Raw genomic sequence first — 16,368 nt, 5'->3', positions numbered from 1 at the left:
TTCCATCATTTTGCCGGGTCAGTGAGTAGGATGCGGAGCGCAGTCAGCACCCGACGTGGATTCTTACGGTGGACAGACATGCCGAGCCAGTAACCGGCCTCCTCCTTCCCCATCACCTCGATACCTTCAGCAACGAGGCCCATGTTGTCGCGATTGCGCATCGGAGCCAAGGTGCGGAAAAGAAGCGCCAGCCGGAGCGCCGTTTCTTCTGGCAGGGCCGATCCCATCCCCTCAATCGGCAAAAGATCAAGGCGAATGCCGCTTTCCTTGAGGCGCTTCAGCACCCGGTGCTCGGCAAGTTCAAGGTTCCGCCCGCGAAGACCAGCAAGGCGGATCGGAGTGGTGACCTGCGGCGTCACTACCGAGGGGAGTTGCCAGACTTCAACCTCGGTGTCACCCGGGCCATGGCGGCGAGCGCGCAGTTCGTAGACTGGCTGGGTCTTTGACACGGTCATAACGTCGTCCTTGCGGCGCGGCACGTTCATCACCTCACCTCCGCCGCTGCTTCGACAAACGCAGCTGCGCTCGCGAAGCGTGTCAGCTTTTCGATGAATTTGTCCGAGGCATCTCCATCCAGCGCGAGCCCGCCTTCAAAATCAAACAGAATACTGGCTTTGAGATCAGTCACTTTGGCAGCTCGAAACTGCGGTTCGAGATAGTCCTTGATCGTCGAAGCATCCTGAGCATCACCCTTGAACTCAAACATCATCTCACTGTCTTGGGTTGTCGTGTAGCCGCCCTCCAACTTCACCGAGCGCTTGGTTCCAGAAATCGAGTTGGCAATCGGGATCAGCTTGAACGCGTCACCATATTCGAACAGGCGGATCACGACACGATCTACCTTTTCGAGCTTCGCGGTCTTTGCCTGCTCGATCACCTTCCGCAACGCTTCCTTCAGCACGCCCTCGGCGGTGAAAACTTTGGCATTCGCGACAAGAGCACCCTCCAGGCCAACTTGTGGTCGTTCGCCGAAGCTCCCGCCCGGTGCGCCTTCGATCGGTGGAAACGGCTCGCTCGAAATCGCAGCACCAGTTCCGGCCGAAGCGGCTTGGGCCGCCTGCGCTGGCGCCGGCCGTGGCCAAACACCGTTGGACTTGGCGAAGTCCATCGTGAAAATGGTGGTTTCTTCGTCGATGTTGATCGACGGCATCGGATCGCCTGGGCCAGCAAGCAGATCGCCGCGTCTGTAGACATAGACGCCTTCTTCTACGCCCTTTCGAATCGCCTTGCGGAACACATCATCCGACAGAAGGATCGACAGCGAAGGGTCGCGGCGGAATTCATCGCGAAGATCGCGCGTCGTCATCTGTCCTTTCTTCAAAGGTGTCCGGTCGCGGATATAGGACGGGGAATCGGGCGAGTCAGAAGCGTCGCGAACCTTGTTCTGACTTTGCAACTGTCGAACGACCTGAAGCTGGCCTGATCCCGGTCTCTCGGAGGCGTTCTGAATATCGATCACCGAATGCGCCAACTGGACGGAGCCAGCGCCGCTCAGCGCGTTCCGTGACGGGTAGAGGATATGGCGATAGCACTGCTGGATTGCGATTGCGGCTTCCGTCTCGGACTTCTTCTCCAGTTCGAACACCTTGGCCTGCTGGTGCTCGGCAAGTTCCTTGACGCGCTCGGGCCGCTTGAGTTCCTGAAGCGCGAGGCGGCGCACGATCGCTCGCTTCATCTCGTTGACTTTGGTCTCGTCAGCGACGACGAACACCAGGTTGTTTCTCAGGGATCGCAGGCCGTTTCCGTCCGCGCCCTTGCGTTCGAACATGCGCCCGACAATCTCGGGGATCTCGCGAAGATCGGCGCCGATTTCCAGCGCGTCGTGAGAAAGTAGAACAAGCCGCGGCTTCCCGTCTGAAACATCATCCGGGACATCCCATGGTCCGCCAGGGAATGGCACGAGGTCGAAGGATTGCCCGCCGAAGATTGCCTTTGCCCGGTCGACAAGCTGGGTCCGCGCTTCACCGGGATCGATATTCTTTTCTTCACGCCCGATAACCTGCGTGAGGTTGGCTTCGGCGTTGAAGCGCAGCGGGGCATTTGGGCGATCGTCGAGATAAGCGGATTCTGCACGAAATTTCGTCCTGGCATCGTCGATAAAGGAAAGGTCCACCTCAGGGCTCAGGATCGAATAGCGCAAGTGGTCGGCGGCAACGCCCTTAAGGTCGTTGTTGAACGCGAGCGTGTGGATAAAGATCGTGCGAGCGACGTAGGTGCCATAGGGCAGCAGGCCCTTGAAGTTTTTCGAGTCCAGTTCCTGGGCCAAAGCCGGCTTCTCGGGCGGCCCAGCAATGTCATTTAGAAGCGCCGGCACGAAGGCTGCTTGCTGCAGGCGCGTTGTGAACTCCCGGCGAATGACATCCGATCCCAGGTCGATGTGATGCAGGTGGATGGCGGACGCATCGGAAGGTCGGCTTGCCCAGACGGTCGCAACGGTCTTTGCGAGAATGCGCAGCATTCCACGAACGCGTTGAAAGCCGCCGAGCGTGGCGGTTTTCCCGGTGAGCGTATCAAGCATGTCCGGGTGAAAGGGATAGGTTTGTGCGAATTCTGTGCTCGTGACTGAACGCCTGGCCTCTTCGGACAGAATGTCGCGGTGAGTAGTCCACAGTTCGCGATAAGCGTGGATCACTTCCGCTGCCTTAGAATCGTCAATCGAGACAAACAGGCGCCGCCGGATGACCTTCGCGGTCTCATCGTCCCTTGTTGGATTGAGGTTGGTCGCCTTGCGGCCGGAGACGCTTTCGAGTTCCGACATGGCGCTAGCAAGAAATTCATTCTCCTCAGCGAAGGCATCCAAGCCCTTGCCATCGGCTCGAACCGCGAGTGTATAGACAACCGCCGCATTTGGGGTGCTTTCGATTGCGGTCAGCAGCGCCTTCAGGAAGACGGTCAGTTGGTCGCGGCCACCCATGCCTTGGACCCGCCGAAGATACTCTCCGAGCTCATCGAGAACGACAAGCACTGGATCGGTTCCAAATAGCTCCTTGATGGTGTCAGCACCCGGGGCAATTCGCTGCTCGTCTGATTGGCGAACGATCTCGTAACCCGCCTTGCCAGCCAACTGATAAGCAATTTCGCCCCAAGGCGTGTGGGCACGTATTCCTTCGCCCATTGGCCGGCCATTTGCGGGATCGGCATTCTCCCCATCGAAGGCGGCAACACGGACGGGTCGGCTAGGCACAAGCGCTGGATCGAGGAATTCCGCGATATTCGAGACGCCCTTCATCCCAGCTGCGGCGTGCACAAGGGCAATCAGGCCGTGTGTCTTGCCGCCGCCGAATGAAGTGTCGAGCCGGAAAACAGCTGACACGCTCTCACCTCGGCCGGACAGCCTGCTGCAAACATTGATGAGAAGCTCTTTGAGTCCCTCGGTAGGATATGTGTTCGTGAAGAACGTCGGAGCGTCCGTATAGTCGCGCGAAGCTCGTCCCGTCAGGACGTTCGCGAGATTGGCTGCATAATCACTATCCGCAATCGTGCCATTGACCACGTCTTCGCGCGGTTTGCACAGGTCGAATATGTTTGGATGCCCCATTCCCCGCCCCGTTTTGTCGTTTTGGCAGCCGGCCTCGCTGCAATCGAAAAACCTACGTGTTCTCTTAGCCGCTTGGTCGGAATTCATCCAAGCGATAAGATTGATTGTCAAAAGAAAGAAGGCGTTTTGTAACTAGTGCACGGGGTTTCCTGGGCTGACATGCTCTCTCGACATATCTCCTCGACCGAGCAGATATAAACCTGTGGCCCCTGCTCTGGGGCGTGCGATTTGGAGGTCGGCAGCTTGCCTGGCTTGGATACCCGAAGGACCCGTGACAACTCAGAGTATCTGCGCTGCGGTCAACGGCAAGATCCCGCCACGCGCATCCTAGCGGTCCGGATATTGCCACCTTGATCTGAGAGCGTCCTCCTCGCTAAGCAGGATCGGTAAGCCACGAGTGAGAGGATCCATACGGCCAACATAGTCTTCTGCCCAAGCAATCCATTCCTGAATTTCGGCTTCGTGTTCCGACCCGCGGACCAGCCGGCTCTTAATAGCATCGATATACGCCCGAAGCTGACGAGCCTCCTGATGTGCAGCTGCTTGCTGTTTGAACAACGCGCCCCGGACTCTATCAATCACGTCTAGGCGTTCTTGTTCCTCTCTACGTCTTCGCTCCTCCGCCCACTGGCGCTCGCGTTCCTCTCGGTCGACCCGCCGTTGCTTCAAAGCGGCTGCCGCCCGATCAATTCCCTCGAGGAAGCTCGTTAGGACATCCTCTATCCGTTGGCGTTTGCCGTCAGCCCATTTCTGCCTGACGCCAAGATAGGTCGCATTTGTGATCGAAAGCTGTAGGTATCCGGACCTTATCCGATCATGCTCGGGAATAGCTCGGCCGTAGCTTCGGTAGTCACGAATTTCTGCGGCGGTAGGAGTGTGCGGGCTCAGTGCGTATCCTTCGGACAGTTGCAGCTCGACTCTCTCGTCGTCAACCGTCACCCCGGTATCGACAGCGACGCTCCATGACCGCTGTGCGATAGCTGCCTTCAGCCTAGCGATTAGATTCGCAGCACGAGGGATACTGTCGCGACCGATGTCGACACGTATGAGGCCCGACCGTAGATGGACATCGCCAGCCACCAAGGATCGTTTTAGGTCTTTCTGTGTTGCAATTGCCAGCGGATTAGTGACCTCGACTTGAACTGCAATGTGGACTGGCTTGTCGTCAGCGATGGGACCGGCGGAGAGCCTTTCCAAGTTCAGCACCGGATCGACCTGCCCGCCGATCTGCACCAGCTGGTTTCGTCTGAACTTGTTGGTCGGTAGGGCTCGTTGTTTCGCTGGGCTGCCATCCGCGACCATCCTCCAATAATGGGGCGGCGGCACTGGTATGTCGTTCTCCCGGCAAATCGCGGAGATGGACCCGGCCGGAGCGCCGAGGTCGTCGCTGACCTCTTCCATGCGTTTCGTCCAAACCAGATTGTGGAGCGCGGCGCGGCTGATGGTGGTCATTCGGCTACTAGTTGGTTCGGCAATTTCACTTAGCGTTCAAAGCCGCAACCGCCCATCTTGTCCAGAGGTGAAACTATGGCATCCAAAATATCCACCAGCAGCGTCACCTACGATATGCGCTCGTCGAAGACGGACAATGAAACGGCGTGGTCGTGGAGCCAGTCGAATTTCTTGCGCTTTCCGGTATGAAATGAGGCCCTGCAAAGGGGCAGATCTTTCAAGAAGGTCCAACGAGTCATTGGCCGTTGCCTGGGCGGCAGACTGGAGCTTCACTCCATACCCGATGTGGCTCAGCCCAGGCTTGCAGCGCTTTGCGAAAGCCCTCTGATGCACACGCGCTCTCAGTTGGGATCTATATGCCGTCTGGCGCATCTTGCGCTGGCAGCGGTCCATCTATTGCTATCAATGAGAATCGCCGGTCGGGGTTTTCGCGGCCCCGGCCTAGTCACCGATGGACCATGCAAGCCCCGTCGTCGGCCGACGAGCAGAAAACCCCACGTCAATTCCAAGAAGAGCAGCATCGGAAAGGTCCGTCAAAAATTCTCTTGACGTTGTCATGCCCCATCAGATCGGCCGGTGACGAGCTGCCTCAGCCCAATCTATGGGTCAAATGGGGCTGTGTGCGATCCACCTTTTTGGAGCCCGACGTATCAGCCTGACCGTTCATCCCCACACATGCGCAGTCGCAGCGTCATAGAATACTATCTCAAGTGGATATCTACTATTCACCTCTCCACGGTAACGAACCAGCCAACTCGCATTCGCTTCAACCGCTTTGTTTGCGTGGCTCTCTGGATCGCCATAGACGCTGACTAGCACCAGCGGAGTCTTGCCTCGCCCAATGCATTTGAGAACATGCATATCATTGTCGGCAAGTGAGTGCCCGAACATGACGAAGCTGGCCCTGGAATTGTCAGCGCTTGATTCAAGGCTTCTAAGTCCTTTATGGAGATACGCACTGTGCATGATTTTCCTAAGCTTGCTCTCACTATCTCCCTCGGCAACAAATAAAGGAAATTTATCCTCCGAAAGAGCTTGCCGTATCTGCTCAACAATTGGTATATCGGTCTTTGACCAAGTGTATTTCAAAATTTCAGCGCCAGCATCAAACAAATGAAGAGCACCGTGTAAAAAGTGAATGGTAGCGCTCTGCCCTTCCTGCCAGGTCACATAAATCTCTTCTCGATCCGGGTGTCTGAAGCCGTCATCCGATTTAAGATCAATTCGATCCACATCCGAATTCATCAATGTCCAATATAAAAGAACATCATAATTTAACGTATATATGTGTTTGAATTTACTCAGAAATTCTCTGCATGATTTGTATTGATCGTTGTCAATATCGTATGGCCTGTCCGGGTGGCGTTTTGCGATAGCTGTCACAAGCGCCTCCTTAACTACATTTGCGTCTGCCTTGAGCGTTTTTATGAGTGCCTCATTTTTTGGATCATAAACCTCCAGAACCGTAGCCGCATCCAGAATATTCTTTATTACAAGCTCGAAATCCTGAGTTCCAATCGCCCCAAATAAATCTTTGACGTGAGGGGCTGCGCCAAAATCCGCGCTGTCTAGAAGTGATCCGTATGTGAAAATATCTGGTTTTAGCGAGATGCTAAACCCGTTGCCTAAAATCAAATGTTTGTGCGGAAGCCTAGTGGTGCGCTCCATTGCATCCGCAAAAGACAGAACATTCATAATTTCCCCCGGGAAAACAAGCATGGCAACTGAACATTATAACGTCCGGGGAGGCAAGGGCATGTCGGCCTGGATGACTATTGAGTCTCTCGTTGTCTCGCAGCCCTAGGCGGCAAAAATCTGACGCTGGCCAAGCAGATGTCGCTTGTGCTTCATTGCCCATAACTAGGGTAGAGGGAATCGGGAGTGAAATGAATACCAATTCGTCGTATACAGCTTTGATAAGTAGGGCGGAAGAATTTTTGCGAACGAAGGGGCATACCAGCTCCGAATCATCGGTTCGGAGCAAGGATATAGTAGATCACCTGACTGCCCTTATGGAAATCGGCCAGTTGAAGCCAACACTGGCCCGCAATACTATATTCAACTATTTGAGCCAGGCGGCAAACACGGACCAAGAATCAACCATCGTCAGCGGCGGCGCATGGGGTGGATATTGGCTGGACACCTCGCCTACGCTTGCTCCAGAAAGCCCCAGCCCCTCTGAAGTTGCAACAGAAGTTCAAGCCGGCAGAGGAACGATTTCCTTCCAAGAGAAGGATCTCTACCCTCTAATTCGCCTTTGGCTTGAAACGAAAGGCTACGTCGCCAAGGATGCTGCAACCAAGAAATCAGGTGGAAAATGGGGAAATCCAGATATCGTAGGAATGAACCGTGTAGAAATTTTGGGTTGCACCGAGCTAGAGGTAGCTTCATGCGAAGTGAAATTAAATGATGCCCAATGGGAAACGTTTATCTTTGAAGCTATCTCCCACAAAAGGTTCTCAAATCGATCTTACTACTGCTATCGCACGAAGACCCCCGAGGAGCCATTACCCAAAGGAATGGAATACTATGCCGAGCGATACAGGGTTGGCCTTGTCCAGATCACTCTCTCTGATGAAGACCTTGCCGAGCTAAAAGAAGCAGACGAGTCGAAGCTGGAGGCGTTCATTGACAAAGTGAGGGAGCGTTTCCCTGGCCTATATGAACCGGTCCCCTTGCAAGAGAAATTGGATCTTATCGTGCGCCTCGACTTTCAAGCTAAGCTGTCGCTCCAGGCGGGCTAGCAAACAAGTCCGGTTTCAGTGCTGGATACAAGGCAGCAATTGGTAACTCGCCCGAGCGGCCGGATACCCTTGGACTGTGCGCACCCAAATCATCTAAAAACTACCGGACCCATTCCTCGACTGCGAACGTTTGCAATTAGAAAGCTCCATGCGCACCTCACTGTTTCACATCGACAATCACAACAAGATCACAGAGATGAAGCCGGCGCCTTACGAGAACGAAGACGCTATCCAGTCGCTGCTCGAAAGCCACCCAGAGGTTCTTGCCGGCGATCAGTTCGCTGGTGAGGAGCCACGTCGCTGGGCACTTGTTGCGCGGGAGGTCGAGGTGCCTGACGGCGAAGGTGGGTCAGCGCGATGGTCGCTCGACCACCTCTACCTCGACCAGGACGCGATCCCGACGCTTGTCGAGGTCAAGCGGCGCAGCGACACGAGAAGCCGGCGCGAGGTGATCGGGCAGATGTTCGACTACGCCGCCAACGGTCCCTCGTATTGGGCCATCGGCGATCTCCAGGCGTCGTTTGCGACGACTCACACCGACGTGGGCAGCGATTCGACCGAGACCCTGCAGAAACTCTTCGGCGACGGGGTGGATGCCGAGAACTACTGGCCACGGGTGGAAGATAATCTGCGCAACGGGCGAATACGCATGATCTTTGTGGTGGACGACATGCCCCCGGAGCTGTTGCGTATCGTGGAGTTTCTCGCACGGCAAATGCGCGATGCCGAGGTCTATGCGGTCGAGATTCGCCAGCACCTAAGCCCTGCAGGGCGCCTTTTATCGACGCGAGTTCTCGGCCGCACCCAGAACGCGGAAACTAAGATCTCCAAGACCCAGTCAGCCGTCGTCTTGAACGAGGCCGAATGGCTTGACCGCTTAGAAGTCAAGCACGGAGCGGCCTCTCGAGCAACGGCCATCGATTTGATCGAACACGCACGCCAGTTCGGCCTCGAGACCTTTGTGACGCAAGCCCAAAACCCCTCGATTGGAACCCGAGTCAAGGTGAAGGGGAGCACCCGCTATCCGTTCTTCCTCGTGCCAAATGGGAAGGCTTCGATCTCGCTGAGCTATCTGGTCTATGCGCCTGGCTTTGCCAGCGACGAGAAACGCCAAGAGCTTGTCGATCGTATGCACTCGGCCGGTTTCGAGTTTCAGATGGCCAATCTCAATGGAGACATACGAATCCCATTGTCGGCCCTGGCGGCTCCAGAAATTCGCGCGCGCTACCTTCAGGTTCTGAGGTGGATGGTCGGAGAACTTCCAAAAGAAGCGTCCGTAGGCGGCTGACCAGATATCCCGACGATCGTTGGGAGAATCGTAGGCCGCTCAGCCGGAGCCTCGTGAAAGGACAGGCGTGTCGCGGCATGTCCCAATCTAGCCTGGTAACTCCCGCCGCAGCTTCTTGAAGCGCTTGCTGGGCGGAAGAGCGGTCACCACATAGCCGTTCGTTACGAGGACGAAATACCGGTCCCACAAGCGGGTGTTCCGGATCATGTATACGACCTTGGAGGCTGACCTACGTTCGATAACTGTTGCGCGACCGGTCTCGATATCGCGGAGCATCTGGGAGAACTCACCAGGAGCGAGAATGATGCCGTATCGTGCCAAGAGCTGCTGATGAAAATGCCAGTGCTTCTTGGGAATGGACTTACCGGTCCAACGGGGATCGAAGCCGTTTTCGTCTTGCATGATGTGGTCCGAGTTGAGGTGTTCGACAACGCAGCAGGTGATCGCGCGACGCCTAATGCGCCGTGGCAGCGACCGAGGACACTCGTCTGGCGTTAAGTTCGGGTCTGGAAAATCATTCGAAGCTTCTGCACCCGCTCGAGAGTGGGTGCAGGATCCGAATCCCAGGACGCGAGCCTGATCACTTCGAGCCAGTAGCACTCGTTAGGCGTGATCTTACGGTCTCGATGATCGGCGATCCGGCGCCAGCCCTCGATATATAGGTCCTGCTCGCCGGTCATTTTCCGAAGATACCGCGGATGGCAGACCGCGCCTTTGAAGTGAGGCTCGGATTGGTGTGGCCCGACGCACGGCGGATTTCTTCCAGCCACGCAACTTCGTTCTCGGTGACTAACGTCCCGAAGATCTGCTTGACGGCAAGCTCAGTGGTGTCGCCGCCGAGCTGCTCGATCGCCAACTGGAAAAGCATCACGGGATCGCACTCGAGGGCTGTTGCCAATGCAGACACCCTGTCGAGCGGCAGCTTGGCGGTTCCGGCCTTGATCATGGCGAGCATGTTGGGGTTCACAAACCCGGCTTCACTCGCGATCGCGATCTGAGTCTTCTTCGGGCGCAGCTCCAGGATGCGCTTCTCAAGATATTTGGCGAGCCTGGTGCCCGCATAGGGTTTCCCCTGATGGCTACTCATCGTCACTTCCTCTGAAATCACAGCTTCGATGTGCTGCTAATTTCTTTATAGCGACGGCCTGACGGGGATTTCTTGGGAACTACAGAAGCTCAAGAGCCTTCTCGGGCCGCCTCGAGATCAATGTGATTGGAGTTCGGCAGACGCTGCCAAAGGCGAACAATGGAGCACGTAGGCCGGCGCCCGCGAACGAGAACACAGCCAGAACATCCGGTGTGATTTTCGGTGTGACTTTCGGTCACCAAAGGCACACCGGGACACCATTTGTTCCCATTTCAGCAATTTCGGCGAATTCGCCTCTTGCTTCTGAACCCTTGAGAATATAGGGCTTTCCGCGGTCCGGAGTGTAGCGCAGCCCGGTAGCGCACTTGACTGGGGGTCAAGGGGTCGTCGGTTCGAATCCGGCCACTCCGACCATTTTTAAGCAGGACTTTCCCCCACAAGTCCTCGCCATCCGAAAAGCAATTTCTCTACCAAGGGTAACGCGTCGAGGATCTCGACCGGTTTGGGGGACGTGGTGACTTTTTCTCAATGGTTCTTTTCCGTGGCTTGGCTAGACGTCTTCAAGGTCGTCACGGAGTTGGTCGTAGGACTTGGCTGGCCGGCAGCCCTGATTTTCATCGCAATCACCTTCCGAAAGGAAATCCGCAAGAAGTTCGACGACATAGAATCGGCCGGGCCGGCTGGCGTTACGTTCCGACAGCAGAGCCAGGTGCAGGTAGTCGAGACAGACCAAGAGCTGAAGATCGACGTGTCGGAAAACGCCTCGACTGTGCAGAAAGCGCTGGAGGCCACGCTCATCAGAGATCTCAAGCCGATCGACGACCAGCAACGAATCCCGATACTCGTTCACCAACTAGCAGTTGCTAGGCTCGGTAGGCAATTCGAATCGATCTATTCGGTCATTTTCGCCAGCCAGCTCGAAGGGTTGAAGCGCCTCCGAGACAACGGCGGCCAAACCTCGCTTGATCAGGCCGAACAATTCTTCGAGCGGGTTAAGAGCGAGCATCCCGACTTTTATGCCAGTAGCACGTTCACCGAATGGTTTCATTTTCTGCAACGAAGTGAGCTTGCTGCTTTGGCCGGGTCATCGGTGAGCATCACCGATTTGGGTAGGGAGTTTCTCGTCTATGTCGACGAGACCAAGGTCGGACGGACTCGGGCTTTCTAATCTATTGCAAGCACGTACCGGCTCAAAGTTGTGATGGGGGCACAATAGTGGACCGATTGATCGATGCCTTGCGCCTTGTCGCGGCGAACCTGCCCGCGACTAAAGATCTGCTCGATCTCCAAGCCCAGCAGGATATGGCGTTCTGGGCAAAATGGATGTTTTGGGGCACCGTGGTCAGTATCGTATTGAGCGCTTTTGCTCTCCTTGCGGTACTTGGCTCACTTCGGCAGACGTCCCGAGCAATAGGCGACGCACGAAAGCTCGGGGAGGACCAGACCCGCGCTTACGTACATGTGAACTCGGCAAAACATTCTTGGACCGACGTCGGTTACGGGCTTGTGTTGAGCATCGAAAACGTCGGCGAGACGCCAGCACGTGTTTTCGAGATTGGAGGCCGGTTACAAAAGGCTAAAATCGGCGAAGTATCAGGCGTGATTGTCCCAGCGACATACCCAATGAAGCGGTGGGCGGCGGTCGGACCCAAAGTTCCAGCAACGACTGTCAGGCTGGATACAGCAGCTTTCAATGATCTGATCGTCGAATTTCGCCAGCCGGTCGCTGGCCACGTCCTGCTTCTCACGGGCACGGTGCGATACCAAGACATCTACAACAAGTGGTTCGAAACTGACTTCGCCTTTTTTTCCCACACGGCGATCACCGGGGAACCGGATCGCGAAAGCAAGTTGAGGCGGCCCACCGCCCAGTTACGGTCATATGTTTCGGTGGAACCACCACCTGCAGCAAAGGGAGAGATCTCCGAGAAATCGGAGATAGATCCGTAGCTACCAGTTGAGCGACGGAGGACGGCTGAGAGGCCATCGAGCCTCCCGACTGTCGTTCTGGGCGGGATTTCGGGCCTTGGAACAGGTGCGTTCCCTTTCGTTCGAGGCGCCTAGAATTCATAATTCTGTTCGTTGTGGGCGGCGAGTATTGCGTGATCCCAGTGACATATTATCTTTGCTTGCATGAACGTTTTCGATTTTGTTACGCAAGATGAAATGGACGAGCTTCCCGAGGACCCTCGGTTAGCATTTTCAATGTTCGTGAGAATTGCGCAGAAACGCCTCGACGAGTTCACCCGACCGTTGAGTAGTTCCAACGAAGAGTCCGGTTGGCGGGAAATCCAAGATGCCCGGCACAGCTTGACGAACGTTGTGTTAGGTGCCGCGCGGCGTTTAAAGATCGAACCATTTGTCTCGATGGACGTGCCGAGGGTCGATAAATTTGAACATGATGCTTACCGGCAATTTACCGCCGACCTTGACCACTTCATGACACAGCTGGCGTTGGATAACAGTCTTCGCTCGCGGGCGAATTCCACGACTTTGACGGCGACATCGAAGGATCGGATTAGAAGCCACCTCCATCATCTACGTGATGCTATCCGGGCCGCCGATTTGACCGGAGCCAAGAAAGAAGCGCTTTTAAAGAAGGTAGATGAGTTTGAGGCTGCTCTCGACAAGAGTCGGCTCAATCTCATTGAGGTTACACTGCTTAGCGTTGCGATTCTAGGGATTCCCGGATCACTGTGGGGGTCCTATGATGTTGTTTCGAAATTAGTGGGCAATATTTATCAAACGGTTGCTGAAGCAAAAGCGCTTGATGATGAGCAGCGGAAACTGCCCTCGTTTCCTGAACCATATGCGATCGCACCGCCTCGCGCTCCAAAGCCAGAGCCTAGCTTCACCAAGAAACGAGAGTTAGACGACGAGATTCCGTTTTAGTCCGGCGAAGATTGTTATTTTCACCGGCCGCGACATTTGGATAAATTGCCTACCCTTGGCACACATCAACCCAACCAGCCCCAATCAGCTCAACCATCCTCTGCGGGCTGATCCGCACCGCCGCATTGGTGGCGCCTGCCGCGGGCACGACCTCGTCAAACTCGCGCAGCGATACGTCGCAATAGACCGGCAGCGGCGCCGGCAGGCCGAACGGGCAGACGCCACCGACCGGGTGGCTCGTCGCTTCGACAACTTCCGCCGCGTCGAGCATGCGCGGCTTGCCGCCGAACTGGTCCTTGAACTTGCGGTTGTCCAGCCTGGCGATGCCGCTGGTCACCACCAGCATGGTGCGGTCGCCGATGCGCAGGCAGATCGTCTTGGCGATCTGCGCCGGCAGCACGCCATGCGCATCGGCCGCCAGGGTCACCGTCGCCGAGCTCGCCTCCGTGACTATGACGTCGATGTCAGGCGCGTGGGTGGCGAAGAAGGCACGAACGGAGTCCAGGCTCATATCGAAAAACCCATGGTTCAAAAACTTGAAGGACGGCGGATTGCTGTCCAGCAGCCGGGGCCGCCGCGCATATAAGCACGCGCGGCATACAAATCGGCAAGCGCCAGGCTGAAGCAGACGCTGCGGCAGGTACAAAGAAACCCGCCAAGAGGGCCTTGGCGGGTTCTCTGGAATGCCTGGTGCGGGTCTACGCCAGCGATCGACCTTGCGCCGCCGGCGGCGCAGCCGGGGTGATCAGAGCTTCCTGGGGAAGGTGAAGCGCGGACACAATACGACGCAGCTTCGACGGATCGGTCACTCTGCCGCTTTCGATATCCTCAATCTCGTCCACCGCCAGGCCGCATGTCAGGGAGAGCTCTTCCACGCTGTAACCGCGGGTCTCCCGCATCGCTCTGAGGGTGTTGTAATCTGGCCCGCTCCCGTTGGTTGCCGGTTCGGAGTGGGGTTCGCTTTTCGCATTATGGGGCATTGGCAACTCCATGACTGAAAGAGTTTGATCAAATGAGGAGTGTTGCCTGAGACGGTCGGGAAGATGCCCTCTCACTGGTGATTTGCCAAGAGCCAAAATGGCCGTCACGGGATCGTGAACCGGGTGCCTGGCGCGGCCTCTGGCGCACACGTCGCGATCAAGTTGTTTTGAAGGCCTGATTGGCCTTTTGCCGGCAGTTTCGCCGCGCCCATTCGTTATCTCCGGGTCGCTGGCGCGAAACCATCCGGTTCCAGCCAGTTCTTTCCCGGAAGGATTTTTTGCAATGAACTTGAAGACAGTCATGGTCGTGCTCGGCACGATTTCCAGCCTTTCCGTCGCCGGCGCGGGCGCCCAAGCCGCAGGCGCGCTTCGTGTGCGCGGCACGGTGGTCAGTTTTAAGCCCACGCTGCTCACCGTGAAAACCCGCCAGGGCGATACCGACGCGATCAAGCTCAAGGCCGGCTGGAAGATCTCGGGCGTCGCCAACGCATCGGCAACGGGCATCAAGCAGGGCGATTTCCTCGGCATTGCCTCCGTTTCGAAAGCGGATGGCGGCAGCGGCGCCCTGGAGGTGGTGGTCTTTCCGGCCGCGCTGAAAGGCACCGGCGAGGGTGACCGCCCCTGGGACCTGCAGCCAAACAGCCGGATGACCAACGGCACCGTCGCCGATGTTACCGATATAAGCGGGCGATCCGTCACGCTGACCTATGACAATGGCCAGACCAAGAAAATTTCGATTCCCGACACCACCCCTGTCGTCACCTTCGCGCCGGCGACGCCGACCGACCTCAAGCCGGGTGCGACGGTCTTTGTCACCGCTGAGCGGGGCAGTGACGGCGCACTCAGCGCCAGCCGCGTCGTGGTCGGAACCAACGGCGTCGTGCCGCCGATGTAGTCGGACAGGCGGCCAATGGGCCGCCTCTCGATGTTGCCGTGCATGGTGGCGGGAGGCTGGATTGGGCAGAAACAGTCCAGAAACAAAATTCTACAATCGGGAAATACTGACGAAAAAATTCAGGCGCGTAATTCCATTCGCGGCGGCCGGGCTATCGCCCCGATCCATATGCGCCCGCGAAACAAAAGGAAACGATCCATGAAGAAGTCCCTCCTCTCGGCCCTCGGGCTTGCAGTTGCATTGGCTTTCACGGTGCCCGTCATCGGTGCGACGAGTGCGGATGCGGCCCCGATGGCAAAGCACCATCGTCACCACCATCATCATCGCCACCATGTCCGCCATCACCATCATCACCGCCACCACCACCATGTGATCGGAAACAAGGCCTAAGCACCGCAAACTGCCACCGAGAAGACCGGCCTTGGCTTCCTGTCCAAGGCCGGTCGTCCCTTGGCATTGCGGCGCGTTAGCTCGACACGATTTGGGCGCACCAAGTTCGTCGAATGACGGCGCCAGCTATCTCCAACATCAGAAGCACCGCCTCAGCGCCGGCTGAACAGCAGACTGGCGACAAGACCGAGCACCACAAGGCCGACAGCAGCGGCAGCCGCCGGATGGTCGCGGGCCGACCTCTCGATCACCCTGCCCTGTTTGCGCAGTGCCGGCATGGCGTCGCGCAGACGCCCCGCAAGATCGGAATAGGTGTCGAAGGCTGCATCGCGACCGTCCTCGTAGTAGGCGCCGCCTCGCCTTGCCACAGCCCTCTTCAAACTGGCCAGTTCTTTGGTGAGAGCCGCGACCTGCCTGTCGAGATCGATGTCCGAGAGGGTCGAAAATGAGGCCATGATGTGTTTCCTTCACTTGCAGAAGGAAACGTAACGCCTCACCGGAAGACGGGTTCCGGTTTCGAACTATCGCGTCGGGCTGCCGTCAGCGCACCTGATCAAGCAGGCGCTTGCATTCCAGGAGGTCGAACAGCGCCTCCTGCAGCAAGGCCCTGTTGTCGCGCGAGAGTTTCGATGCATCCGGCTGCACCGGACCGTCCTCGTCGCTCTTGCCCAGGCCGAAAAAGCGACGGCTGGGTTTGACGCGCGGCTGGCCGACCAGTTCGTCGTCCATGCTGCGCGGCTGGGCCGCCGGCGTCAGCGGCACTTGGTCAGCCTGCCTTCGCTGCGAGATCGCCTCGACGGCGGCCATGTCGCCATTGCCGATGGCAACCAGGAAATGGTTGCCGTTCTCGCGCAACAGCTTCTGCACGCCCTTGATGGTGTAGCCCTGGTCGTAGAGCATGTGACGGATGCCCTTGATCAGCTCGACATCCTGCGGCCGGTAGTAACGACGGCCGCCGCCGCGCTTCATCGGCTTGATCTGGTTGAAACGCGTTTCCCAGAAGCGCAGCACATGCTGCGGCAAATCGAGATCTTCGGCGACCTCGCTGATGGTACGAAAGGCGTCGGGGCTCTTGTCCATGGGCGAATCCTCACGCTGGACG

The 16,368-nt window shown here is 57.0% G+C and carries 16 protein-coding genes and 1 tRNA gene; 7 read left to right on the top strand and 10 right to left on the bottom strand.

Features of this window, described 5'->3' with window-relative positions:
- Positions 1-5: 5 nt before the first annotated feature.
- The 4 genes from A4R29_RS11125 to A4R29_RS11110 form a co-directional block, all read right to left on the bottom strand.
- The gene (locus tag A4R29_RS11125; RefSeq protein WP_063171916.1) at positions 6-485 is read right to left on the bottom strand and encodes a DUF7680 family protein; all 480 of its coding nucleotides are present in this window, start codon (positions 483-485) and stop codon (positions 6-8) included.
- Positions 485-3,538 carry an ATP-binding protein gene (locus A4R29_RS11120; protein ID WP_063171915.1) on the bottom strand — a complete coding sequence of 1,018 codons (3,054 nt, stop codon included), beginning with the start codon at positions 3,536-3,538 and terminating at the stop codon, positions 485-487. The genes A4R29_RS11125 and A4R29_RS11120 overlap by 1 nt, the downstream gene beginning before the upstream one ends.
- A gap of 327 nt (positions 3,539-3,865) precedes the next feature.
- Positions 3,866-4,990, bottom strand: coding sequence for a hypothetical protein (locus A4R29_RS11115; RefSeq protein ID WP_063171914.1), 1,125 nt, complete (start codon positions 4,988-4,990; stop codon positions 3,866-3,868).
- Positions 4,991-5,653: 663 nt separating this feature from the next.
- On the bottom strand, positions 5,654-6,685 hold the full coding sequence (locus A4R29_RS11110) for a DUF4917 family protein (protein ID WP_244506946.1): 1,032 nt from the start codon (positions 6,683-6,685) through the stop codon (positions 5,654-5,656).
- Positions 6,686-6,876: 191 nt separating this feature from the next.
- Here A4R29_RS11110 and A4R29_RS11105 point away from each other — a divergent pair, with 191 nt between their 5' ends.
- Both A4R29_RS11105 and A4R29_RS11100 read left to right on the top strand, forming a co-directional pair.
- Positions 6,877-7,734 (top strand): hypothetical protein, encoded by an 858-nt coding sequence (locus A4R29_RS11105; protein WP_063171912.1) that lies wholly within the window; start codon positions 6,877-6,879, stop codon positions 7,732-7,734.
- A 148-nt stretch (positions 7,735-7,882) separates the two neighbouring features.
- Entirely contained in the window at positions 7,883-9,022 is a 1,140-nt protein-coding gene (locus A4R29_RS11100; protein WP_063171911.1) for a hypothetical protein, read from the top strand.
- Between the two features lie 87 nt (positions 9,023-9,109).
- Here the strand turns inward: A4R29_RS11100 and A4R29_RS11095 are convergent, their stop codons facing one another.
- Complete coding sequence (locus A4R29_RS11095) at positions 9,110-9,424, bottom strand: hypothetical protein (protein ID WP_063171910.1); 315 nt, start codon at positions 9,422-9,424, stop codon at positions 9,110-9,112.
- Between the two features lie 274 nt (positions 9,425-9,698).
- Complete coding sequence (locus tag A4R29_RS11085) at positions 9,699-10,109, bottom strand: hypothetical protein (protein WP_063171908.1); 411 nt, start codon at positions 10,107-10,109, stop codon at positions 9,699-9,701.
- A 337-nt stretch (positions 10,110-10,446) separates the two neighbouring features.
- Between A4R29_RS11085 and A4R29_RS11080 the strand changes: the two genes are divergently transcribed.
- The 4 genes from A4R29_RS11080 (at position 10,447) to A4R29_RS11065 (ending at position 13,001) form a co-directional block, all read left to right on the top strand.
- Positions 10,447-10,523, top strand: a tRNA-Pro gene (locus A4R29_RS11080).
- An 88-nt stretch (positions 10,524-10,611) separates the two neighbouring features.
- Entirely contained in the window at positions 10,612-11,277 is a 666-nt protein-coding gene (locus A4R29_RS11075) for a hypothetical protein (RefSeq protein WP_145923753.1), read from the top strand.
- A gap of 47 nt (positions 11,278-11,324) precedes the next feature.
- Positions 11,325-12,059 carry a hypothetical protein gene (locus A4R29_RS11070; protein WP_145923752.1) on the top strand — a complete coding sequence of 245 codons (735 nt, stop codon included), beginning with the start codon at positions 11,325-11,327 and terminating at the stop codon, positions 12,057-12,059.
- A gap of 183 nt (positions 12,060-12,242) precedes the next feature.
- Positions 12,243-13,001: a hypothetical protein gene (locus A4R29_RS11065; protein WP_063171905.1), complete on the top strand. Its 759-nt coding sequence runs from the start codon at positions 12,243-12,245 to the stop codon at positions 12,999-13,001.
- A 49-nt stretch (positions 13,002-13,050) separates the two neighbouring features.
- Here A4R29_RS11065 and A4R29_RS11060 read toward each other — a convergent pair whose 3' ends face one another.
- Positions 13,051-13,512 carry a YbaK/EbsC family protein gene (locus A4R29_RS11060; protein WP_063173646.1) on the bottom strand — a complete coding sequence of 154 codons (462 nt, stop codon included), beginning with the start codon at positions 13,510-13,512 and terminating at the stop codon, positions 13,051-13,053.
- A gap of 187 nt (positions 13,513-13,699) precedes the next feature.
- On the bottom strand, positions 13,700-14,284 hold the full coding sequence (locus A4R29_RS35025) for a helix-turn-helix domain-containing protein (RefSeq protein WP_224620241.1): 585 nt from the start codon (positions 14,282-14,284) through the stop codon (positions 13,700-13,702).
- Here A4R29_RS35025 and A4R29_RS11050 point away from each other — a divergent pair.
- Complete coding sequence (locus tag A4R29_RS11050) at positions 14,265-14,876, top strand: hypothetical protein (protein WP_063171904.1); 612 nt, start codon at positions 14,265-14,267, stop codon at positions 14,874-14,876. The two genes, A4R29_RS35025 and A4R29_RS11050, sit on opposite strands and share 20 nt — an antisense overlap.
- 542 nt (positions 14,877-15,418) lie before the next feature.
- On the opposite strand, the gene A4R29_RS11045 is transcribed toward A4R29_RS11050, so the two are convergent.
- Positions 15,419-15,721, bottom strand: a complete 303-nt coding sequence (locus tag A4R29_RS11045) for an MDR/zinc-dependent alcohol dehydrogenase-like family protein (RefSeq protein ID WP_013532229.1) — start codon at positions 15,719-15,721, stop codon at positions 15,419-15,421.
- Between the two features lie 85 nt (positions 15,722-15,806).
- The gene (locus A4R29_RS11040; protein WP_063167770.1) at positions 15,807-16,346 is read right to left on the bottom strand and encodes a MerR family transcriptional regulator; all 540 of its coding nucleotides are present in this window, start codon (positions 16,344-16,346) and stop codon (positions 15,807-15,809) included.
- Positions 16,347-16,368: the final 22 nt, after the last annotated feature.

The sequence above is a fragment of the Mesorhizobium ciceri biovar biserrulae genome (assembly GCF_001618845.1).
GTDB classification, from domain to species: domain Bacteria; phylum Pseudomonadota; class Alphaproteobacteria; order Rhizobiales; family Rhizobiaceae; genus Mesorhizobium; species Mesorhizobium ciceri.
This window is presented reverse-complemented; position numbering and strand designations above follow the sequence as displayed.